Consider the following 22,315-nt stretch of genomic DNA (forward strand, 5'->3'; position numbering starts at 1 on the left):
GGGGACAATGCAACTACATCATCATGCTGAAGGAGTTTACTCCTCCTTCAAGCTATGTATGAGGCAACAAAGTCATATACGCTCCGTAATGCCTCATCTAACTGTTCTGGTTGATTACCACCCGCCTGAGCCATATCTGGTCGGCCCCCTCCAGACCCCCCAACGAGTTGAGCCACATGTTGCGCGACTTTTCCTGCAGGGATTTTGTGAGCCTGTTCTTTGGCCACAATAACCAACAACGAAACCTTTCCTTCTTTAACCGACCCCAAAACCAAAAGACCGGAAGGCACTTTGTGGCGGAGTTTATCAGAGAAGGTTCGCAACTCTTGGATGGTCAAGCCATCGATCCGCTGGATAAGGATCGGCATCCCGGCTATGTCCCGAATCGACGCTTCCTGACCAGCCCCTTGCTGATCAAGCAATTTTTGCTTTGCACGCTCTAATTCGCGTTCGGTATCACGCAGCGTTCCAATAAGTTTTTTGACTTTTTCAACGACTTCATTGGGGCCGGCTTTTAACACCGCGGCCAATTCTCTCCATTCGGCCTCCTGATGCTGAGTTTGCGCCACAGCCCCCTCGCCCGTGAGGGCCTCAATACGTCGGACGCCTGCCGCAATACCTCCTTCGGACACGATACGAAACAGACCGACATCACCGGTTCGAGCACAATGTGTCCCCCCGCACAATTCCTGACTAAACGAACCCATTTCTACGACCCGAACCTGTTCACCATACTTATCACCAAAAAAAGCCAGAGCTCCTCGACTCAGAGCATCCTGAATGCCCATTTCTTCAATTTTAACAGACAAGTTCCGACGGATTTGTTCGTTCACCAGTCCTTCGATTTCTTCAATATTTCTGGGGGTCAATCCTTTGAAATGTGAAAAATCAAACCGCAATCGATTAGGGGCCACCAAAGATCCATGTTGCTTCACATGAGGACCTAGAATTTCCCGCAATGCAGCATGAAGAAGATGGGTCGCCGTATGATTTCGTGCTGCACTCTGCCTTAAATGACCATATACTGTGGCGGTAAGAACATCGCCAACATGAACAGATCCTTCGATGACCTGGCCCTTGTGCAGAAACCACCCCTTTGCCAGCTTTGTGGTATCTTGAACGACAATTCTTGCCGACGGGCCCACCAAAGTGCCTTGATCCCCGACCTGTCCACCCCCTTCGGGATAAAACGGCGTGGTATCCAGAACGCACTCCACTTTCTCCCCTTGCTTGGCTTTCTTGATGACATGCTCGTCCTTTACTAGGGCGAGCAGTTTCCCTTTATCTTCATGACTGGAATAACCCACAAATTTTGTCAAAGGGAACTGACCGAGAGCATTCATCAGGTCGCTTCGAGAATCCGCATGGCTGAACCTTGCAGTTTTTCTGGCTCGATCACGTTGCGCTTCTAGCGCTTGCTGATAACCGACATGATCGATGGCCAGCCCTTCTTCTCGTGCGGCATCTTCCACCAAATCAATGGGAAACCCATAGGTATCATATAACTTGAAAACCGCTTCCCCTTCTAGGATTTGACTCCCCTGTTGCTTTGCTTCCTCAAGGATTTGATTAAGGAGAGGCAAGGCCTGTTCTAAGGTTCCAATAAAGCGTGTTTCCTCCCCCTGGACAATCTCAGAAACCGTATCTTTCATCGAACGAAGATCCGGATAGACCGAATCCATTCGATCAACCACGCTAGATACGAGATCATATAAAAATTCTCGCTCCACTCCCAATAACCGACCATGGCGTGAGGCTCGACGCATAATCCGTCGCAGGACATAGCCACGCCCCTCATTTGATGGCAACACCCCTTCTGTGATTAAAAAGGTCATCGCCCGCAGGTGGTCCGCAATCACCCGCATCGACCGGTCAGCCGTTGGGGAGATACCATACACCTGTCCGGTGCTCTTCCCTATTTGTTCCAAAATAGGGCTGAATACATCGCTATCATAATTAGACGCAACTCCCTGGGTCACTGCTGCCAACCGCTCTAACCCCATTCCGGTATCAATACTGGGCCTGGGTAGAGGTTTGAGCGTGCCAACAGGATCCCGATCAAATTGCATAAACACCAAATTCCAAATCTCAAGAAATCGGTCGCAGTCACAGCCAACGGCACAGGTCGACTGACCACATCCGAATGCCTCACCCTGATCAATGAGGATTTCGCTGCAAGGACCACAGGGCCCCGTCTCTCCCATTTGCCAGAAATTGTCCTTTTCACCCAAACGAACAAGTCGACATTCTGAAATACCCATTCGTGTATGCCATAGATCATAGGCTTCCTGATCCTCCCGAAACACCGTCACCCACAATCGATCAGCCGGCAGTCCGGCAACCTGAGTGAGAAATTCCCACCCAAACGCAATTGCTTCTTCTTTAAAGTAATCTCCAAAGGAAAAATTGCCCAGCATTTCAAAAAAGGTGTGATGGCGGCGCGTAAAACCCACATTCTCTAAATCATTATGTTTCCCCCCCGCCCGCAGACATTTTTGAATGGAGACGGCCCGGCTATAGGGTCGGGATTCCTCACCTAAAAACACCCCTTTAAATTGATTCATACCCGCGTTGGTAAACAGGAGAGTAGGATCTGCTTGCGGGATGAGTGGCCCGCTGGGCACCACCGTATGCCCACAGTTTGAGAAATAGCTTACAAACGCCTGCCGAAGTTCGAGTGATGTTGCAATCATATCAATGATTTTCGCTCAAGATGATTGTGCCTCGCGGCCAGATCAGTCACGATCTCCTGCTGATTTTTTTGAGTTAGAACTGACTGGGGGGGATGATTCCTCTTTTTTTTCAGGCTCCCCGGAAAGGCCAAAGCTGTTTCGTAATTGCGCGTCGATGTCCTGGGCAATATCCGGATTACTTTTCAAAAAGGTTTTAACAGCCTCCCGACCCTGGCCGAGCCGTTCCTCCTTATACGAATACCACGCTCCGGCTTTATCCACGATTCGACGCTCAACGCCTAAATCCACTAATTCCCCGACTTTGGAAATACCTTCGGCAAACATGACATCAAATTCGGCCTGTTTGAAGGGTGGCGCCATTTTATTTTTGACCACTTTCACCCGTACGCGACTCCCCATCACTTCCTGGCCCTCTTTAATCGATTCAATCCGGCGAATATCCAACCGCACTGAAGAATAAAATTTCAAAGCGTTGCCCCCGGTGGTGGTCTCCGGATTCCCAAACATCACCCCAATTTTCATTCGAATCTGATTGATAAATACCACCGAAGCTTGAGACTTGGAAATGGCCCCGGTTAATTTTCGCAAGGCCTGGGACATTAATCTCGCCTGAAGCCCCATATGGGAGTCTCCCATTTCCCCTTCGATTTCGGCACGAGGAACCAGGGCTGCAACGGAATCAACGACAATAATATCCAACGCCCCACTCCGGACCAGGGTCTCGGCAATTTCCAGAGCCTGTTCACCAGTATCCGGCTGGGCCACCAGCAGATCATCGGTCTGGACCCCAAGCTTTTTAGCATAGGAGATATCCAACGCATGCTCGGCATCGATAAAGGCTGCCGCCCCGCCGGCTTTCTGCGCTTCGGCAATAGCATGCAAGCACAAGGTGGTTTTTCCAGACGATTCCGGTCCGAACACCTCAATAATTCGACCTCGCGGCAAGCCTCCGATCCCCAAGGCCATATCAAGCCCGAGAGACCCCGTCGAAATGGCCGGAATATCACGCGGAACGTCTTCCGTCCCTAGTTTCATAATGGCCCCTTTGCCAAATTGCTTTTCAATTTGGGTCAGAGCCAAATCCAGCGCTCGTTTTTTTCCGTCTTTTGGGGTCTCTTTTTGAGAAGCTACGCGTTCTGCCATTGGGTATCCTTTTGTTCAATATTCCCGAGCATGCAAAGTGGCGGCTATCTTACCCCACACTCTTTAACAGGTAAATGCCTAACTTAGATTGAAATAGGTGATCCAGGCTCATTGAATGGCACCGTCCTCAAAGCGGTATATTCCGCACCGGATTGGCTCACCTCACTTCGAAAAAGTGTGATCCGGTCAACATAGAGCGTCCCAAGGTTCCGAGGTTGCTCCAGTAAGCCGGAATGAATCAGTACGCCACCAACCTGAGATTGGTCATGTTTGATCCTGGCCAGGGTCAAATGAGGGAAATAGGGCTTGTCCTCAGGAGGAAAGCCCAACGGTTCCAATGCAGCTTCGATATGTGAAACAAGATTGATCAAGGCAGGAATGTTCCCAGTACATCCGACCCACAATATCCTTGGACGTCGAGGATGCGGAAAAACCCCCAGCCCCTGAACTTCTAAGGTGAGAGGAGCCTGCCTTGTTCGGATAGGCTCAATGGCAGTCAGAACCTTTTCTACCATGGAAGTGTCCACATATCCAAGAAATTTCAGTGTGAGGTGCATCGACTCAGGGCGAACCCAATTGACCATTGGTAAGCTTTCTCGCAGCTGACGTTGCAGTTCGACCACTTTCCGGCGCAAATCTAAGGAAAGTTCAACGGCCAGAAAGACTCGCAGGCTCTTCTGATTAGAATGCAGCTTCATTGGCGTATCGTCGGATCAAATCCAAAACAGCTTGAGATGTCTTCAATGTAATTTCCGCGCGATCCCCATGAAATCTCCAACATTGACTCTGAGGCCCTTGCGGACCATCAATCGCTCCATACACCAATCCCACTGGTTTGTTCGGAGTCCCTCCTCCAGGCCCCGCAATTCCCGTGACTCCAACTCCCACATCAACTCGACTCCGCATTCGAATGCCTTTGGCCATAGCCATGGCAACCTGTGCGCTCACGGCCCCATACCGACGAAGCGTCGAGGCGGGAACTCCTACGAGTTCTCGTTTCGCCTCATTACTATAAGACACGACTCCCCGGTCCACATAACGCGAACTCCCGGGCACACCCGTCAAGCGATGAGCCACTAATCCTCCGGTACAGGATTCGGCAAGTGCCACCGTCCAGGAACGAGCTCGTAAGGCTTCCCCGACGACTTCTTCCATGGTACGTTCACCTTCTGCAAAGAGCCAGGGACCTAAACATTCACGGATTTGAAGGATCAGGTGATCCCATTCCGGTAAAAAGGGGGACATCTTCTTCACAGAAGAGGGTGGGCCGCCGAACACCCAACAACTCACCGTCACCATCACGCCCCTGGGCGAAGCCAAAATACCGAACTGAATGCTTCCATAATCCTTCAAAACAGGATTCAAGTGTTTTTGAACATCGGTTTCGGGCAATCCAAATGTTTGAAACGTATGCTGCCAATAGTGCCTATTGCTGTGAAATAACTTCCGGAGTATCGGCTGAACCTGAGAAACCATCATGACTTTGGCCTCGCGAGGCACACCTGGTAATGCAATGATGACTGCTCGTCCGCTACGCACCAAAAAACCGGGCGCCGTGCCGACGGTATTTGCCAACATCGTGGCTCGGGAAGGAAGAAACGCCTGCCTGGCCAATAGCGGTGTGACCGGTCTTTCAAAGCGTCGATAGCAAGCCTTGAGATGGTCATAGGCTTTTTTTCGTTTGATCAGGTGGCATTGAAGCGTCGAGGCAACAGCCTCACGGGTACAATCATCAAGCGTTGATCCGAGTCCACCTGTCAAAACGATCACATGAGCGCGATTCAGCGAACCACGAAGGGCTTCTTGAATATCAACTTTTTGATCACCAACGGAGATTTTTCTCCGAACCTCAATGCCACACTCAGAGAGAAGTTGTGCGACAAATACCGAATTACTATCGAGGCGTCCGCCCAGAAGCAATTCTGAACCTACGGCAATGATGTCAGCATGGAGGGATTTCATGTTCAAAAGACTCAGCCAAATTGCATCAATGAGACAGTCGTTCACCCATCCCCTTGACTCTTAGGGAATAGAAGCAAAATCCAGATCAAAAGTCACTTCGCCTCCGGTTCCTGGGAAAACCTTGATGGTGGTTTGAGCCAAGGCATCAAAAACGTCATAGTGAAAGGACGCCACAACCTTGGCACGATACATGGGAGGTCCTTGGCTTGGGTCGAGCAGCGTCGCTCTGGCATCAAACCGAATCCGATCAGGCTTAATCAATCGATCTCCCTGTTGAAGCAAAAGGTAGCTGTCTTTGGCAAAGCTTGGTGAATCCCCAAAAATCAACACCACAACTTGAAGGAATTGTTCATCCAGGATTCGCTGAATATCCTGGGATGCGAGGGATTCTCCTCGAAGAGCAAAATGACTGGACATCACCGCAATTCCATTTAATTTCGTCATAAGAAATCCATGGGCATGAGGAGCATCCTCAGAAGATACACCGAAATGCCAATACAGCATATTGGGGGGGGTGCGGCTTCGGGCTCCCTCCTGACCATTTTTGATGGCTTCGAGAATTTGAGATTCCGAGGGATGCGGAACAATACCCCACACAGGAGAAGAAACGATGAGGATCAGCCCCGCCTCTAAAAGAAACCAAAAACCGGCACATCTTACTAACCCCAGCATAGATCCTATACATCGGGTAAATAGTTGAAATAACAAGATTTGACTCATTGGCTATGACCCAAAAAGTTTCTCTCCCCTAAAGATTACAGTCTTATTCCTTACTCTTCCTATTTAGTGTGGATCTTAACAGCCATCAGGTCACCTGCTCATTGACAATATTGCAGTAGCGATGTTAAGACCTATTTTTTTAAGTGATTAAAAAAACACGGGTTTTCTTTCCAGGGGAGGTATGATTATGGCTGGTGCCGAAGAGGCTGCCAAACAACAATTTGTCAATTTTGCTTTCTATAAAGTGGACCCTTTGTGGAGACGTCTTCCCAAAGAAGAGCGAGACCTCGGCAAGCAAGAATTTATCCGTGCAGCGGAAGAATATACCGGCAAGGTCATTGTCGTGTCTTACACCACAACAGGCATACGAGGGGATTGCGACTTTATGTTGTGGCGAATTAGCTATGATCTCGAAATGTTTCAAGAAATGAGTTCAAAGCTTTTGGCTACAGGCCTGGGACGCTATCTTACCACGCCGTACTCTTATCTTTCCATGACGAAACGATCCATATACGTCGATCATCACGTGCATGAAGGGCAAGAAAGCCGAAGATTGAAAATTTCTCCAGGCCGTGCGAAATATATATTTGTTTACCCATTTGAAAAAACCAGAGAGTGGTACCTGCTTACCAAAGCCGCTCGCCAAGGCATGATGGATGAACATATCGCCATCGGCCATAAGTACCCCTCCGTCAAGCTCAATACCACCTATTCATTTGGATTGGATGACCAGGAATTTGTGGTCGCCTTTGAAACCGATTCCCCCCAGGACTTTCTAGACCTCGTTATGGAATTGCGCTCTACCGAAGGCAGCCGGTATGTCAAACGTGATATTCCAATTTTTACCTGTATTATGAAAAGTCTCAAGGAAGTTGTTGAAACCCTGGGAGGATAATTTCTCTCAACCATTCTTGTATCGCACTTCAGAACAGACCACAAACTTCATTCCTAAATGAGAGCTTTTTAACAGATACCCTTCAAGTGAAGGGTATCTGCATCTGATTACAATTCAAATTTTCTTAATAGATTAACGCTTTCCTCAACCCTAGCGGGTGGATACTTGATGGTGCCCCCTGCCAGCCAGTGCGTACCGAGTATTTCATCAGCTACAACAGCGGCATATCTGCCTTACCAATTTTCCCGCCTGCAGCAACAAATTAAATTTCTCATAAAATGCAGGGAATTTCAGAACCTCTGGTTACCCCAACTAAGGCACGCAACGATTTTGACAGGCTTCAAAGAGGTGTGTTATCAAAGCAGACAAAATCTAATTTTCAATTTGGAGCGTCAAAGATGGAAGGGGAAAAAGATATTCTCTTTGTGCGCCGGGACAAAGATGGCGCCGTAACCTTATATATTGACGAAGATTGGGCTGCAGAACGTGGGGTCGATCCATCACAATTAGTCAAAATTGAAATTCCCCGGGAACTTTATGCCAATGGAACGGTACAGCAACTAAGAGAATACGCCGCCACCGTTCTCGAATCTCTTGATAGTGGCACTCCATAAATAAACCTAAAGGCTGAAATACACAATCTTGTCCTTGAGTTCATAAATAACTATGCCTACAACACTGCGTTTTGAACACATTGAATCAGCCATTCAGGCGCTACCAACTCAAGGCCGCACCATGCTCCAGCTTCTTCTGTTGCAGTACATGAACCTGAGTTCTGAATCCATCGCCTATATGGTCAGCGATCAACCTGATTCCCGCTTCCTGGCAGGCAATCAGCCAAAAGGAAACCCCCTCTCTCTCGAAGCCGAAAGAAATATCACATCCCGGGCGAACCAGTACAAAGATTACTACCGACAAAAACGAGAACGCCCAGGAATGCATATTGAATTCCTAAATCAAGCATTGAAACACATTGACAAATCCATTCAGATCGCAGAGCGGTTACTCACCTCAGAATTTGGATTAGCCCAGAATGCCTTGCATGATGCTAAAACCCAAGCACCCTCGGTTCTACTTCGGCAGGAACTCCGGAAATTACAGCGTGGATGGGATAATCAGGAACTCTCCACGAAAGAGTATCAAGTTCAGCGACTGGTACTGGAATATCAGGCCTTATTGCGACGACGTGGGATCTTCAGACGTCGACTGAAGTTCGCTCAAAATGAATTCATTGTTTCCGGTAGCTCCCCGTTAAAGGATCACGAGATTGCTCATGTCTGGGGAATTCCTTTAGGAAGCTTAGTTGCCAGGAAGGTTAAGGCACTTCAACACTTTCTAACTGAATTACAAAAATACCAGGAAAAAATCTCCGCATCGAATGAATCGTTACAACCAATTAACCTCTGGCAAGAAACACTTGCGCTGTTATCTCAACGCCCCATCGAAAGGTCAATGGTTGAATATGATGGTTTGGAAAAAACAGAAGAGGCGTTACTTGATAAGTTACGAGCATTCGTCGACGGAAGCATGTCAGAGCCTGAAGAATCAAAGTTTTGGACAAGCATTACCAAAGTAAATGACACGGAATTCTCTGGAACATGGAAATCCCACGCACGTTCTATTTTAGCTTTCCAACGATTACACGCTCTGCTCAATGATATGGATTTTTCCGATGAAGGGTTGGAGGAAAGCCTACGAATCAAAATCTACCCACAACTCCCTGATGACCAACTGGCCCCGGAATCCGATGATAAGCCTATTGAGCTTAGCGAGAAGGGATTGGGGGTGCTGAATTATTTCGTAGGAGAACAAGACGACAAACGAAGGGGATAATCATGGCTTCTAACCTTACCCCTCATCCCGCTCCGCTATTTTTCCTTCCCAGCGAGAGTCGTCTTCATGACTTCGTTGGCCCATTCGGTGCTGAAAAGATACTCTTGTCGCAACACATGGGGTTCAAAACGACTGTTCTCAATTTGATCCCACTCCCCTCGTTCGTAAGACATCACGCATTTTAAAATTTTCCCTAAACATCCCTGCCCTTCGGTCAAAGCAAGCAGAATTTCAGGAGCAAGAGGAAGGTCTGCGAGAAGTTGCTTCATTTCACAATCAAAGTAGGCATCCAATACAGAAAAGAGGCCAACGGTAAAGCCTTGGCTGGCAGACTCTCCTTGCAACCGGCTCAAACCTTGACACATACGTCCACGGATGAGGGCAATGCGCATCAGCTCACTTGGCTTTCCACCAGTATGAGCCAGCACCAGTAAGGAGGCCCATTGTCGCATTCGTTCGGTCCCTACCATCCCCACAGCTTGCCCAATTGAATTAACCACTCGAGGAAGGCCCACAGATGCAGAATTCACAAAACGAAGAAGTTTGAGGCTTAATGACAGGTCATTTTCGACTAATTCCTCAAGATCTTTTATGTGAATATCAGGATCTTGCAATTTAGCCAATAAAAGCACAATCGCCATGCGGTTACCGGAAAGCTTGACTCCCTCCATGATTTGCGGTTTACAGAAAAAGTATCCCTGAAAATATTCAAATCCTTTTTCATAACACAGCGCATACACTTCTTGATCTTCGACTTTTTCTGCCAGCAATCGAACCGGATATTGCTTCAACACCTCAATTTGCTCAAGAAGCTGTTCACTCGTCAATGCCAAAATATCCACTTTTACAAAGTCAGCAACCTCTAGTAATCCTCGATGAGAATCCCGAACGATAAAGTCATCTAAAGCAATTTTGTAGCCCAGCTGCCTAGCTCTGACAAGAGATTGAATGACGATGGGCGTAGGCTCAATGGACTCCAACACCTCAAGAACCACATTGTGCTTTGGGAGGACTTCATAATTTTGGCTTAAAAAGAAATTCGCTGTCAGGTTTATGAACGCCTGACTCGTTCCAGTTATTTGGTCAATTCCCATCTCCAAAAACGTATTCACCATGACCCTGGCGGTGGCCTCATCCCCGTCCACGACTTGTGCACTATTGGCTTGACCATCTCGATATAGGAGTTCATACCCAAAAACTTCTTTTTGACGATCAAAAATAGCCTGTCGCCCAACCAGAACGGATTCCTTGATGTTTGGAGCAGCCGTTGAAGTCATAAAAACCTTCCAAGGTAAATAAATATGAGTTTTAGAAGTATCTCCACGATCCCTAGGACCTACAAGGATCAAATAAGGCGGCTCTCATTGAATCCAGGACGCTAGAGCTAAAAAATCCACCTAAAACTTGATCATTTTCTGAAAAAGAATTGTCCCAAGTTCTCCAGCTATGGTATAGATCTTTTCGTTCAGGGTGAAATACGGCGGTGTAGCTCAGGTGGTAGAGCAGCGGACTCATAAGCCGCGGGCCGGGGGTTCAAATCCCTCCACCGCCACCAAGCTCCTTCTTCCCCCTTTGCTGCCCGGATCCCAGAAGACGCCAGAAGGTTCTCCCTCTTCGGAAGCATCGACACAAACGTCATCCGACATGAATGTTTTTGTCTGCATTCAATGAGGCATCCACGATTGAAGCGGAATGTTTTCTATCGAACGAGGCTTCATTCAATGGCACCTCAATGAGCACCGAAGTCCCCTTAGAAGGTTGACTGTGGATTTTCAGACGAGCCCCAATCTTTTTTGCCCGGTTAACCATATTTCCCAATCCATGGCCCTGAGCCCCGACAAGATCAACTTCAAAGCCCTTTCCATTATCTGACACCTCAATAACCGCGCTTGTATGTGTCACCTTTGCAGACACTTGTCCTCTTTTGGCATGCGAATATTGTACGCTATTCCGAACGGCTTCTCGTACAATATGTAACAGTTGCGTTCCCTGCTCCCGTGACAGATGATCCTCACAAGAAGGATCAACATAAACCAATATCGGGAATGAGGCTTCTCGACTCAAATCCTCAATAAGGGTCTTAAGTGCCACCTCAAATTTGTTTCCCAGCAAGACACCTGCCTTGAGATTCTCCAAAAACACCTGGAGCATTTCTGACATTTCCGCCACTTGCTCAATAATGAAGGTGGTGGGACGCCCCACTTCCATAGACATTTGAATTTTATGTAAGGCGCGGGCTATTCGTTCATGAAAATGTAGAATAATTACATTTCGTTCTTCAATGACGGCTAATAATTCCTTGTTGCGTTGAAGAAGATAGAGGAATGGAGACAAACGTATGATTCCGCCTAATAATAATCCCGCGATAATAAAACCAAGCCATGTACTCACAAAATTCAAAGGAGGCGTAAGGATTTCAAGAAATTGAATAGATACCCCATAGGTTTTTTGAATGGCCAGGAGCCCAACTGCCGCCCCCAAAAGGTTCCACACCATGGGGTTTTCAGTCGAACGTATTCGACGAAGAAGCAAAAAGACCGTCAACCAATGCATCAGACAGGTTGCGAGCAATACCCAAAACAGGAAGCTTCCACTAGCCATCTATGTAAGACGTCCTTTCCTCAGGATACCTGGAGGGGCTGTTGAAAAAAGCCGCCAGCGGCGTTCTCCCCATTTTTCCGTGCTCACGTACTGGAAGTACGCTCTGCGCGCAAAAATGACTGCGGCCTTGCTGGACAACTTTTTTGAACAGCTCCAAGGCCTCTAATATGCAATGTGCCTGTCGGTCAATATGCCCTTGGAAATTATTATTATTCAACACTCCCCTGGACATTCCTTCTTCACCTTGAATAAGCCACTCTCTCTTTAACGTGTCTCCAATCATGTCGGCTATAACGAGAACGGATCGTGCCATGAAATACAAATCCCTTACCGGGTGCATTTCATAGCCTCGCTTTCATTGTCGGAAATTTCCCAAGGCATCTTAAGAAAATGAGTTCCCACCCACTTTGATACAGGCTCTTTGCTTTGATAATTAATTCCAGCCCAATCTCCTTCCCAAGACCCTGCCGCCGTGGCATCCCGTTAACTCCAGGTCCTACCTTTGAGGTATTTACCGGTAAGGGTAGGTCGGACAGAATCTTCGCAGTATCGAGATCTAGTCATATGCGATTTGTCCTTATTTTCTTGTCAAGTCTTTTTTTTTGGTCAATGACCATCTCGATTGAGTATGGGGATCGAAATCCCGGCACCACTTCCATGGCTCAAGCCTGTTCGGGAGAAGCCAATGGAGAAGTTCTCCTGGATTATCTATACATAGGTAGGATTAAGGGCATAAGGGATAATGGGCACATACTCACTATTGGCCTCCCCCCTGATTGGACATCCCTCCCCCCTGACGTTCAGCAGGAGACATATGAAGCAGTCGCCTGCTATGCCAAAACACAACGTCGCACACTACAGGTTATGGAAACGCAATAAATGAACCTAACTCACGACAAAGGTGGAAGGAACTCAGGCAGGTAGACCGTGTGGGCGCTGGATGGACTCTCGATAATAATCATATAGAACCTGAGCCCGTCCTTCATCCATAAGAACGAGCTGGCGTTGATCGAATGTATTGGCGCAATACAGATAGGTCAAATGGATTGTAGTCCCTAACTCGATATGCATTTCTCTTCCCCCACCATCCTGGCACGTCGTCTCCTGTTGAATGCATTTGGAGGGAAGCCCCTCGTAGATGATTTGAGCAGAGGCATGGTGATTTTCATAACATGGCAACAATGGATCCTCAGGTGCGTCAATCATGTTTCCCCAAAAGTCATGAACCAAGTGTTGAAAATCAGGTTCGGTTATGTCTGAAACAGTTGCAACTAATTGGTACAGTAAATCCCGATCTGCCTCACCCCCAATGACCAATCCTGTCAAACCAGAAGAAAATTCACACAAACCCCAAGCAACGATCTCCTTCCATAGTCCGAAACGAAACCTCCAGGATCCCATATTGGAATGAACACCGGTAATGGTGGTACTCAATTTATCCTTAACCAGCACCTGCCTCATTCGCTCGGCGGCAATTCCAATACAACGATAGAGTGTTTCGCCCGGCGCCCGATACGGTTCCTCATTCCACTCAAAAGGCTCCACGCCATATGAGAGTCGGGCAACTTCATACAGAGGTCCATCAAGCACCTCTTCATCAACTGACCGATATCGGCAGAAAACCGGCGAGGATATGGGAAACAGGCCTCTGGCATCTAACGCTCGTTGAAACAAAATCCGTCGACCAAGATTCCATGTTTTTTCAAAAAGGATCATCCGTCCCATTGGCCCTAAAGTCCGCAACAAGGCATCCAAACGTCCCTTTATCCCCGTCAGAACTTCCAGCTGTTCCTGTCGTTGAAAGTCCCAGGCACGCTGAAACGTTTTCCAGGTCTGGCTTGGTAGCCCTGGCTCCCATTCCGCCTGGAACAACGCATGCGTTGACAGAATCAGATCGTAGGTTCCCAAAATCTGCTGTGGTGGCACCTGAGAGACTTCGAAGCGAACATTCCTGATTCGTCGCTTTTCTGCTTCGAAACAAGCCATTTCTATCGAACGAGACGACCGATCGATTCCTACAAATTGAATCCCAGGATGCTGTTGAGCAAAAAACAGTGTCAGAATGCCAACCCCACAACCGAAGTCCAATACCTGGTTGGCCGGAGCAATCCTGGCACATACAGCGGTTCCAATCGTCAAAAAATAATGGTACCGTTGAGAATACAGAACAGGAATAAGATCTCGACGCGCCAATTCATCATAAAAATCAATGTCGCCTTTTACGTCTTCGCCACCGTATCGATTCTCGATTAATCGTTGAAAATCGCACAATTCCTCTTTGGAAAGAGTCTTTCGTTGCCAGTCATAGTATGACGTCTCTTCATAAAATTCTCGCAATCCCCATGACAGCAAATACGGGAAAAGCTCCGCATGGTAATCAGAAGTTTCTTCCCTTTTATATCCCATAATTAATCAGATTGAGATAATTCCTCTGAAAAATGAATACAGTAAATGTTGGAAAACAAGAAAAGCACAGGGATAGAAGAAAGACCAATAACGGGAGAGGGTAACCGAGACCTGGGTATATGCACAGCCGACACAAAGAGACTGGCCATGCATTCTTCATCTCAAAATCTAGAACTTGGCAGATAACATCATCGCATCCTGGTAGGTCTGAGGAACTGGATGTGGCTGTTGAAGTTGTCCGGTTCCTAATACCATATATTTTTCAATCGTGAGCTTTGAGAGAATAAGAGGACCTCGCCCATGCATACGAGTGCTATTACTCCCGATATCCGGACCAAGTCCAAACTGGGGTCCGCCATGAAGACGGGTCGAAGCATTCACCATAACGGCACTCGAATCGACTTCCCGAACAAAGCGCATGGCTAACTGATAATCCCGAGTGACAATAGTATCGGTATGCCCTGGGGCATAGGTCCCAATATGATCGATAGCTTCTTGACTATCTTTCACCACTTTAATATTCAGAGTTAAGGATTGATATTTTCTCCCCCAATCCGCTTCCTCCGCCGCTTTAATCCCTAAATGCCCGGTCATTTCCAAAATACCCATCATGGAAACCGTTTTAGGACAGCCACGCAAGCTCACCCGATACTCCTGAAGAAGTCTTCGTGTTAACCCAGGCAATAAATGCCGGGAAACCCCCTGATGAACCAGAAGAGTATCCATAGCATTCGCGGCAGCTGGCGCTTGCAGCTTGGCATTCACCGCAATGGTTTGAGCTAAAGGGATATCGACATCCTGATCAACATAAACATGACACAGGCCTCCCTCAAATCCAATGACGGGAACTCTCGAATGTTCCAAGATCCCATTTCGCAAACCAGCACTCCCTCGTGCAATCACAGCTTGAACATATTGAGGATATCGCACCATTTCCAGGGCCGCCTCCGGAGAACTCCTGTCAAGAAATGTCAGCCCACCTTTAGGAGCACCGTTGGCCACCGCTGCTGATTGGAGATGGTGAACAATCGCACTATTAGTATGAAACCACTCGGTTCCTCCCCGAAAGATACAGACATTATTGGTCTTCATGCACATCCCTAATGATTCAGCGGTCACCAAGGGCCCCATATCCGACACCACTGCCACAACACCCAAGGGGGAACGGACCGTATGAACCTGCATTCCATCTGGAGTCAGCCAGGCATGACTCGCCTCTCCGACTGGATCAGGAAGAGCTTGCAAATCTAACAACCCCTTGTGCATGTGGCGAATGGTATCTTCTGAAATTCGAATCCGTTCTGACGCCTCACGATGGGCCTGTTGATCGGTTTCCTTAGAAATGCCAGCCAGATCTTTTGCATTGGCCTCTAAAATTTCCTGAGTATGATCGATTAAACTCTCGGCCATCGCCTGTAATACCTGATTTTTCACACAGGAAGACAGGCACGCCGTTGGGCGACCAGCCACCTTCGCTGCTTTTAGAAGCGCTTGCACATATAATTTCAGAGGTACTTCAACCATCCTTCGCACTCCTTCATCATAAAAATTTTCTGAATGCCGAACTGACTATAGCCATGAAAGCTCACAGAGTCAAAAACAGCATTGATTCAAAAAAGATTTTCATCAAAATACCTTCAGCTTATTCTATGATCCCTCTTCCAAGCTAAGCGTGCCTCGCGTACCCATAAAAGGTGGTCGGGGTTGAATTATAATTTTCACCTATGTTAACCTCGATCGGTTTAGTGGAAAAATATTGAACATCACTTAATTGCATGAATGTCTCTTCACATGGAACAGCCTGCCTGATAAGACAATCCATATCTATTGTCTCCTGCCGGTCCCATTTGAGCCAAATTACTGTTTTGTGTTTCTTTAAAAAATCCACGGTTTTGTGTTAATCCGTATATCTCTGAAAGGGGGTGGGAAGGTCCGTTATGGTCACGATTAAATCGTTATTAGAAGCTGGAGTTCACTTCGGGCATCAAACAAATCGCTGGAACCCGAAGATGAAACGCTATATCTTTGGGGAAAAGAACGGTATTTATATTATTGATCTCCAAATTTCTCTCCAATGCTTTCAAAAAGCCTACGAATTTACCCGGGATACAGTGGCTGCCGGAGAATCCGTCTTATTTGTGGGGACCAAGCGGCAAGCCATGGGTATTGTGGAGGAAGAAGCCAATCGTTGTGGAATGTTTTTTGTAAACCAGCGATGGTTGGGTGGCATGTTAACAAATTTCCAGACACTCCGTCGTAGCATCAACCAACTAAAAAAACTCGAAGCCGCGGAAACCGATGGCACATACGAACGACTCAAAAAGAAAGAGATCGTTCGCATGAAAAAAGAGCAAGCCAAACTGGAAAAATATTTAAGCGGCATAAAAGGAATGAACGATATTCCCGGATGCATTTACATATTGGACACCAGGATCCAGCACATTACGGTCAAGGAAGCTAATCGTCTTGGCATCCCGGTTATTGCTTTAGTAGACACCAACTGTGACCCTGAAGGCGTGGACTTTCCTATACCCGGCAATGACGATGCCATTCGATCCCTCAAATTATTTACCGGACAAATTGCCGATGCCTGCATAGAAGGTGCGGAAATTCGCCGGAAGCGCCAGGAGTCAGTGGCAAATGGCGAGGGGTTTCTTCCCGACAACACCGAACAAGGTCATCCATCGGTTGTGCCAAACAAGAATACCCAACCTGTTTAAGGATCCCGGGTTCATCTATTTACATTGAAATGAATATTACTGTCAGCAGGAGAGCATGCACATGTCTAGTTTGAGTGCCTTGGTGAAGGAGTTGCGAGGCAAAACAGGGGCAGGAATCCTTGATTGCCAAAAAGCCCTTCAAGACACAGGAAATGATGTCGAAAAAGCCATCGATCTGTTACGTCAAAAAGGGTTGGCCGCTGCACAAAAGAAAGCGGGCCGAGAAACCAAAGAGGGTATAATTTCCTCGTATATTCATTCAGGATCAAAGATTGGAGTCCTGATTGAGGTCAATTGCGAAACGGACTTTGTCGCACGCAATGAAGAATTTCAAGCGTTCGTTAAGGAAGTAGCCTTACAAATCGCTGCCTCCCATCCTATGTATATTAAACGTGAAGACATTCCGGTGGACTCGATCGAACGGGAAAGGAATATTTATCTCGCACAGATGAAAGAGTCGGGAAAACCCGAGGGGACCTGGGAAAAAATTATCAAGGGGAAACTCGAAAAATATTATCAAGAGCAGTGCCTCTTGGAACAAGCCTTTATTAAGGATCCCAGCATCAGCATTCAAGATCTCCTTTCGCAGAAAATCGCGAAGTTAGGAGAGAACCTCACGATCAGTCGCTTTACGCGCTACCAACTCGGCCAGGACTAATGCCCCTCAAATATCGCCGGGTCCTCTTGAAAATTAGTGGAGAAATGCTCGCCGGAGAGCAAACTTACGGCATCCAACCTTCCATTTTACATAATCTCGCAAGCGAAATTGCCGACGTTCTGACCCTGAATGTCGAAATCGCCATTGTGATTGGAGGTGGGAACATTTTCAGAGGTCTTGCTGCCAGCGCATCTGGCATGGAAAGAGCCTCGGCCGATTACATGGGCATGCTGGCCACCTTGTTGAATGCCCTAGCTTTACAAAATGCTTTGGAGAGCAAAGACATCCCTACCCGTGTCTTATCCGCAATTGAAATGCGGCAATTAGCCGAAAGTTACATTCGTCGTCGAGCTATTCGGCATTTGGAAAAAAAGCGGGTGGTGATTTTTGCCGCCGGCACCGGGAATCCCTACTTTACCACCGACACCGCTGCCGCGCTCCGAGCCATGGAAATTGGTGCAGATGTTATCATGAAAGGCACTAAGGTTGATGGCATCTACGACGCGGACCCAATGACGACACCCTCAGCCAAACGCTTCACGGAGTTACCATTTTTATCGGTGCTCAATAAAAGCTTGAAAGTCATGGACGCCACAGCCATTACACTCTGTATGGATAACGATTTGCCTATCATTGTGTTCGATCTGACCTCATCAGGAAATATCAGAAAAATCCTTGAAGGCGAACCTGTCGGTACGATTGTTTCCAAAAATGCGCTTGTCACTTAACGTGGGGAATGATCATGAACGATCCAACCATTCTTAAAACCACACAGCGAATGGAGGGAGCCATAGAGCACCTCAAGAGAGAATTCATGTCCCTTAGAACCGGTCGCGCTTCCTTGGGATTACTCGACCATATCACCGTTGATTATTACGGGACGCCCACTCCTCTCAAGCAAGTCGCCAACCTCGCGATTCCTGAGAGCCGACTGATCACCATTCAGCCATGGGATACCTCCCAAATCAGAGAAATTGAACGGGCCATCATCAGCTCAGAACTTGGTTTGACTCCATCCAATGATGGCAAACTCATCCGGCTTCCCATTCCCCCACTAAGTGAAGAACGACGGAAAGATTTGGTCAAACTCAGCAAAAAATATGGGGAAGAGACCAAGGTACAGATTCGTGGATTTCGGCGGGAAGGCAATGACGAACTCAAACATCTTCACAAAGAAGGCTCACTGACCGAAGATAACCAGCACCGGCTGGAGGCTGAAATCCAAAAGCTCACAGATAAATTTATACAGAGCGTCGATGACCTCACCAAGAAAAAGGAGGAGGAAATACTCGCGATTTGAGGAATATTTGTGATACCGATCACCCCACCTTCACCTTCCGACCTCCGACACGTTTCGTCTCCGATTACCGTTTCTATCAGGCTTGATGCCCTGACCAGGAATTTCCAACAAATCCGGCAAAGGATCGTTCCGTCTACAAAAATTCTTCCAGTCATTAAAGCTGATGCCTATGGTCATGGGGCGGTTCCTGTGGCCCAGACCCTGGAACACCTGGGAATTTTTGGATTTGGTGTGGCATCAGTCATGGAAGGGATAACCCTTCGAAAACATCATATACACTGCCCCATCCTGGTCATGGGGCCCATCCTTCCCCAACATCTAAGCGAAATTATTCGCCATCAGCTTACTCCGGTAATTTCTCGTGCAGAAATCGTTCAACAACTTATCGAGTTACTTTTTCCTCGCGCCACCCCATTTCCCATCCATCTCAAAGTCGACACCGGATTACACCGACTCGGCTTGGAGGATGTTGAAGCCCTCTCCCTCCTAACCAGGCTGCTATCCCTCTCGCCCCCCTTTGTTGAAATAGAGGGACTCTTAAGCCATTTTGCTGACGCCGACAATCAGGATCCCACCTTAACGAATGTTCAAATCAAAAAATTCTTGGCCTTTATCGACCAAGCGAAGCAATTGGGAGTCCAACCACCTATACTTCATATGGCCAATAGCGCAGGAATCCTGTTTCATCCAACCGCCCACTTGGGAATGGTCAGGCCTGGATTAATGTTATATGGATACGCACCACGGCAGGAGAGTTCTCCACAATCCCTTTCTCTTGAACCGGTGATGCAAGCCACCACATACGTGGCCCATATCCGGTCTCTACAGCCTGGGGAAATTGTGGGATATAATGCCCTATTTCGCACACGGAGGCCATCTCAAATTGCTGTGCTACCGGTAGGTTATACTCACGGATTTCCCAGACACCTCACGGGAGTCGGCCATGTCCTCCTCAAAGGAGAACAGGCTCCCATCATTGGAAAAATTTGCATGGATATGATGATGGTGGATGTCACGGACATTCCCCATCCAACGGTTGGAGACGAGGTCGTGTTACTGGGAAAACAGGGAACACGGGAAATAACAGCTGAGGATCATGCCGGATGGTTGAACACGATTCCCTATGAAGTGTTGTGCGGAATCGGAGGAAAAGCGAACCGGGTCTACATTTCCCCTACAGTTGACTCCTCTCCTGGACAGCCCCTAACCCGGTCGGCCCAAAAAATATCGGAATAACTCCTTAACCCAACGGTGCCTTCACAACACGGCATCCCGCTTCGTTCAAAACGTACTTGGATCATGCCGTTTTTAGCTTACGCTTCAAATGTTTCTCCACGCTGGCAACCTTGCCGGCCAACCGGCCTTTGTGGCCACGCCGGTAATCAACCTTAATCACACAAGAAATTCGAGGACAATCCTTTTTCATCCTGGTATAGCATTGCTTCACGACACGAAAGACGTCATCCCACTCACCTTCCAACACCGTTCCCATGGGATTGAGTCGGTACTCCACCCCGCTTTTATCAATCAGATCTAGTGACCGGGACACATATTTTCCGACACTTTCACCCTTACCAAGAGGTGACATGCTAAATTCTAACAGCACCATTACCCACCTTCCTTTCCAACGGGTTCCACCTGTTCTTCACCCGACAATTTCCAACTATTGGGATACTGCAACTCCCCGGACAATTGAAAGCCGTTGACCGCTTCCGCCAAGCGTTCCCGCCGTCGCAGATCGCTCATTTCCGTGTTTTTCAGTTCTTCGCGCAGGGCTCCTAGCCAATCCAGAAACTGGTCAAATTCTTCATCAAACAACAATTCAAGATTGTGCCGAAGCACCTTCGCCAGAGCCGGAGCAGTCCCACTCGTACTAATCGCTATTCGAAGATTCCCGCGTTTGACCAGGGCAGGCATCATGATCGTGGAGTATTCAGGCAAATCCATCGACCACACCAGAAAGCGTTCGGTTTTCGCCAGCTCAAACAAGGACTTGGCTAAGTCCAAATCATTCTTCAACACATTCATAATCAGCACAACACCTTGGGTATCCCCCGATCGAAATGTCCGTCCCCGGTGGATAATTTTTCCTGAAGCGGTCAACTTCCGCAAATCAACATGAAGGGTGGGATTAACCACGGTAATTTTTGCTCCGGCATCCAGTAGGCGATGCACCTTCTCCACAGCTTCCTCATCACCACCAATCACCATACACTGGCGGCCATCCAAATCAACTGTTACTTGAAACCCTGCATTCTTCGTCATGAGTATCCTCCTTTAGAACCCGGGATATCTTACCCAACATACCCCACAAGGGGAAAGAGTAAAATCCCCAAACCACTGGCCAACCCCAAATAGCTCACTGCCACCACAAAACACAGGAGGAGGAAAACAGTGAACCAGGCCACGAAAGCTGAGAAGCGGAATACCCGTCATTGATGAATGGAGGAAAATACCGGATTACGGAGGCAGGACTTATTCAACCGGTTGCTGCAAACTTTCCGAACTTTGAATACCGAGAGACTCATAGATTTTCAAGGTCGCTTTTGACTTATTCAAGGTATAAAAATGAATTCCTTTCACTTTATGATCCACAAGATCCACCACCTGTTCGGTCGCCCAATGAATGCCAACCCCTTCCGCATAAGTATCATTCTCCGCTCGATCCATAGCCCGTAGGAGTTTGGCGGGAATACGGGCGCCAAGCGCCAACTCGGACATGCGGGCCATGCCCTTCCGGGAAACTATCGGCATAATGCCGGCAATAATGGGGACTTTAATGCCCACAACTTCGCAACGTTCACAAAAATCGAAAAAGTCCCGATTATCAAAAAATAATTGGGTGCAGATATAATCAGCACCCGCATCGACTTTTCGCTTCAAATTGTCCATTTCCTGTAAGCGGTTGGGCGTACCGGGATGTCCCTCGGGAAATCCTGCCACGCCCACGCCCATCTCAGGAAACTGCTGCTTAATAAACCGTACAAGGTCAGAGGCAAACTGAAAGCCGTCTTCGGGAATCTGGACATCCGTGCTTCCCTTGGGAGGATCTCCCCTCAACGCCATAATGTTATGAATGCCGCTCTCCTGATATTTCGAGAGAATATGATGAATTTCATCACGCCTGGACCCCACGCAGGTTAAATGCGACACAATGGTCAAATCGGTTTCCCGCTGGAGCTTGACCACTAAATCATGCGTGCGTTCACGGGTAGATCCGCCGGCACCATAAGTCACACTGACATAAGCAGGCTTTAGCGGCATGAGGGCCGAAATCGCTTCAAACAGTTCTTGAAACCCCCGTTCCGTTTTTGGAGGGAAAAACTCAAAACTAATCGCAGGATTATACGTCCGCAACACTTCTGAAATATGCATGTCCATACC

Annotated in this window: 21 protein-coding genes and 1 tRNA gene; 10 read left to right on the forward strand and 12 right to left on the reverse strand. The window is 47.7% G+C overall.

Translation table 11 applies throughout. The annotated features are described in order from the left end of the window. Nucleotides 1-47 precede the first annotated feature (47 nt). From alaS to H6750_17570, 5 genes are all read right to left on the reverse strand, one after another. Nucleotides 48-2,693 carry an alanine--tRNA ligase gene (alaS, locus tag H6750_17550; protein MCB9776113.1) on the reverse strand — a complete coding sequence of 882 codons (2,646 nt, stop codon included), beginning with the start codon at nt 2,691-2,693 and terminating at the stop codon, nt 48-50. 42 nt (nt 2,694-2,735) lie between these two features. Then, nucleotides 2,736-3,836 (reverse strand): recombinase RecA, encoded by a 1,101-nt coding sequence (recA, locus tag H6750_17555; GenBank protein ID MCB9776114.1) that lies wholly within the window; start codon nt 3,834-3,836, stop codon nt 2,736-2,738. An 83-nt stretch (nt 3,837-3,919) separates the two neighbouring features. Further along, on the reverse strand, nt 3,920-4,534 hold the full coding sequence (thpR, locus tag H6750_17560; GenBank protein MCB9776115.1) for an RNA 2',3'-cyclic phosphodiesterase: 615 nt from the start codon (nt 4,532-4,534) through the stop codon (nt 3,920-3,922). Further along, entirely contained in the window at nt 4,518-5,798 is a 1,281-nt protein-coding gene (locus H6750_17565) for a CinA family nicotinamide mononucleotide deamidase-related protein (GenBank protein ID MCB9776116.1), read from the reverse strand. Before H6750_17565 ends, thpR begins: the two co-directional genes overlap by 17 nt. A 60-nt stretch (nt 5,799-5,858) precedes the next feature. After that, entirely contained in the window at nt 5,859-6,470 is a 612-nt protein-coding gene (locus tag H6750_17570) for a hypothetical protein (protein MCB9776117.1), read from the reverse strand. A 235-nt stretch (nt 6,471-6,705) separates the two neighbouring features. On the opposite strand from H6750_17570, the gene H6750_17575 reads away from it, so the two are divergent. From H6750_17575 to H6750_17585, 3 genes are all read left to right on the forward strand, one after another. Continuing rightward, nucleotides 6,706-7,413 (forward strand): chlorite dismutase family protein, encoded by a 708-nt coding sequence (locus H6750_17575; GenBank protein ID MCB9776118.1) that lies wholly within the window; start codon nt 6,706-6,708, stop codon nt 7,411-7,413. Between the two features lie 398 nt (nt 7,414-7,811). Continuing rightward, complete coding sequence (locus tag H6750_17580; GenBank protein ID MCB9776119.1) at nt 7,812-8,027, forward strand: hypothetical protein; 216 nt, start codon at nt 7,812-7,814, stop codon at nt 8,025-8,027. 52 nt (nt 8,028-8,079) lie between these two features. Continuing rightward, nucleotides 8,080-9,246, forward strand: a complete 1,167-nt coding sequence (locus H6750_17585; protein MCB9776120.1) for a hypothetical protein — start codon at nt 8,080-8,082, stop codon at nt 9,244-9,246. A gap of 35 nt (nt 9,247-9,281) precedes the next feature. On the opposite strand, the gene H6750_17590 is transcribed toward H6750_17585, so the two are convergent. Further along, complete coding sequence (locus H6750_17590; GenBank protein ID MCB9776121.1) at nt 9,282-10,523, reverse strand: HDOD domain-containing protein; 1,242 nt, start codon at nt 10,521-10,523, stop codon at nt 9,282-9,284. 202 nt (nt 10,524-10,725) lie between these two features. On the opposite strand from H6750_17590, the gene H6750_17595 reads away from it, so the two are divergent. Beyond that, a tRNA-Met gene (locus H6750_17595) sits at nt 10,726-10,801 on the forward strand. Nucleotides 10,802-10,881: 80 nt separating this feature from the next. On the opposite strand, the gene H6750_17600 is transcribed toward H6750_17595, so the two are convergent. Next, on the reverse strand, nt 10,882-11,847 hold the full coding sequence (locus H6750_17600) for a hypothetical protein (GenBank protein MCB9776122.1): 966 nt from the start codon (nt 11,845-11,847) through the stop codon (nt 10,882-10,884). Nucleotides 11,848-12,456: 609 nt separating this feature from the next. Here H6750_17600 and H6750_17605 point away from each other — a divergent pair. Further along, nucleotides 12,457-12,726, forward strand: a complete 270-nt coding sequence (locus H6750_17605; protein MCB9776123.1) for a hypothetical protein — start codon at nt 12,457-12,459, stop codon at nt 12,724-12,726. A 33-nt stretch (nt 12,727-12,759) separates the two neighbouring features. Here the strand turns inward: H6750_17605 and H6750_17610 are convergent, their stop codons facing one another. Both H6750_17610 and H6750_17615 read right to left on the reverse strand, forming a co-directional pair. After that, on the reverse strand, nt 12,760-14,253 hold the full coding sequence (locus H6750_17610; protein MCB9776124.1) for a methyltransferase domain-containing protein: 1,494 nt from the start codon (nt 14,251-14,253) through the stop codon (nt 12,760-12,762). Between the two features lie 168 nt (nt 14,254-14,421). Continuing rightward, nucleotides 14,422-15,777: a glutamate-5-semialdehyde dehydrogenase gene (locus H6750_17615; protein ID MCB9776125.1), complete on the reverse strand. Its 1,356-nt coding sequence runs from the start codon at nt 15,775-15,777 to the stop codon at nt 14,422-14,424. A gap of 413 nt (nt 15,778-16,190) precedes the next feature. On the opposite strand from H6750_17615, the gene rpsB reads away from it, so the two are divergent. The 5 genes from rpsB (at nt 16,191) to alr (ending at nt 20,167) form a co-directional block, all read left to right on the forward strand. After that, nucleotides 16,191-16,973, forward strand: coding sequence for a 30S ribosomal protein S2 (gene rpsB, locus H6750_17620; GenBank protein ID MCB9776126.1), 783 nt, complete (start codon nt 16,191-16,193; stop codon nt 16,971-16,973). A 61-nt stretch (nt 16,974-17,034) separates the two neighbouring features. Then, on the forward strand, nt 17,035-17,631 hold the full coding sequence (gene tsf, locus H6750_17625) for a translation elongation factor Ts (GenBank protein MCB9776127.1): 597 nt from the start codon (nt 17,035-17,037) through the stop codon (nt 17,629-17,631). Then, on the forward strand, nt 17,631-18,359 hold the full coding sequence (locus H6750_17630; GenBank protein ID MCB9776128.1) for a UMP kinase: 729 nt from the start codon (nt 17,631-17,633) through the stop codon (nt 18,357-18,359). The genes tsf and H6750_17630 overlap by 1 nt, the downstream gene beginning before the upstream one ends. Before the next feature lie 14 nt (nt 18,360-18,373). After that, a complete protein-coding gene (gene frr, locus H6750_17635) occupies nt 18,374-18,931 on the forward strand; it encodes a ribosome recycling factor (GenBank protein MCB9776129.1) in 558 nt (185 codons plus the stop codon). Between the two features lie 9 nt (nt 18,932-18,940). After that, on the forward strand, nt 18,941-20,167 hold the full coding sequence (gene alr / locus H6750_17640) for an alanine racemase (protein ID MCB9776130.1): 1,227 nt from the start codon (nt 18,941-18,943) through the stop codon (nt 20,165-20,167). Between the two features lie 61 nt (nt 20,168-20,228). Here the strand turns inward: alr and H6750_17645 are convergent, their stop codons facing one another. The 3 genes from H6750_17645 to metF all read right to left on the reverse strand — a co-directional run bounded on the left by H6750_17645 (nt 20,229) and on the right by metF (nt 22,306). Beyond that, entirely contained in the window at nt 20,229-20,540 is a 312-nt protein-coding gene (locus tag H6750_17645; GenBank protein MCB9776131.1) for an MTH1187 family thiamine-binding protein, read from the reverse strand. Continuing rightward, a complete protein-coding gene (locus tag H6750_17650; protein MCB9776132.1) occupies nt 20,540-21,196 on the reverse strand; it encodes a bifunctional precorrin-2 dehydrogenase/sirohydrochlorin ferrochelatase in 657 nt (218 codons plus the stop codon). The genes H6750_17645 and H6750_17650 overlap by 1 nt, the downstream gene beginning before the upstream one ends. 210 nt (nt 21,197-21,406) lie before the next feature. Continuing rightward, a complete protein-coding gene (metF, locus tag H6750_17655) occupies nt 21,407-22,306 on the reverse strand; it encodes a methylenetetrahydrofolate reductase [NAD(P)H] (GenBank protein MCB9776133.1) in 900 nt (299 codons plus the stop codon). Between the last annotated feature and the right edge of the window lie 9 nt (nt 22,307-22,315).

The organism is Nitrospiraceae bacterium (genome assembly GCA_020632595.1).
GTDB lineage: Bacteria > Nitrospirota > Nitrospiria > Nitrospirales > UBA8639 > Nitrospira_E.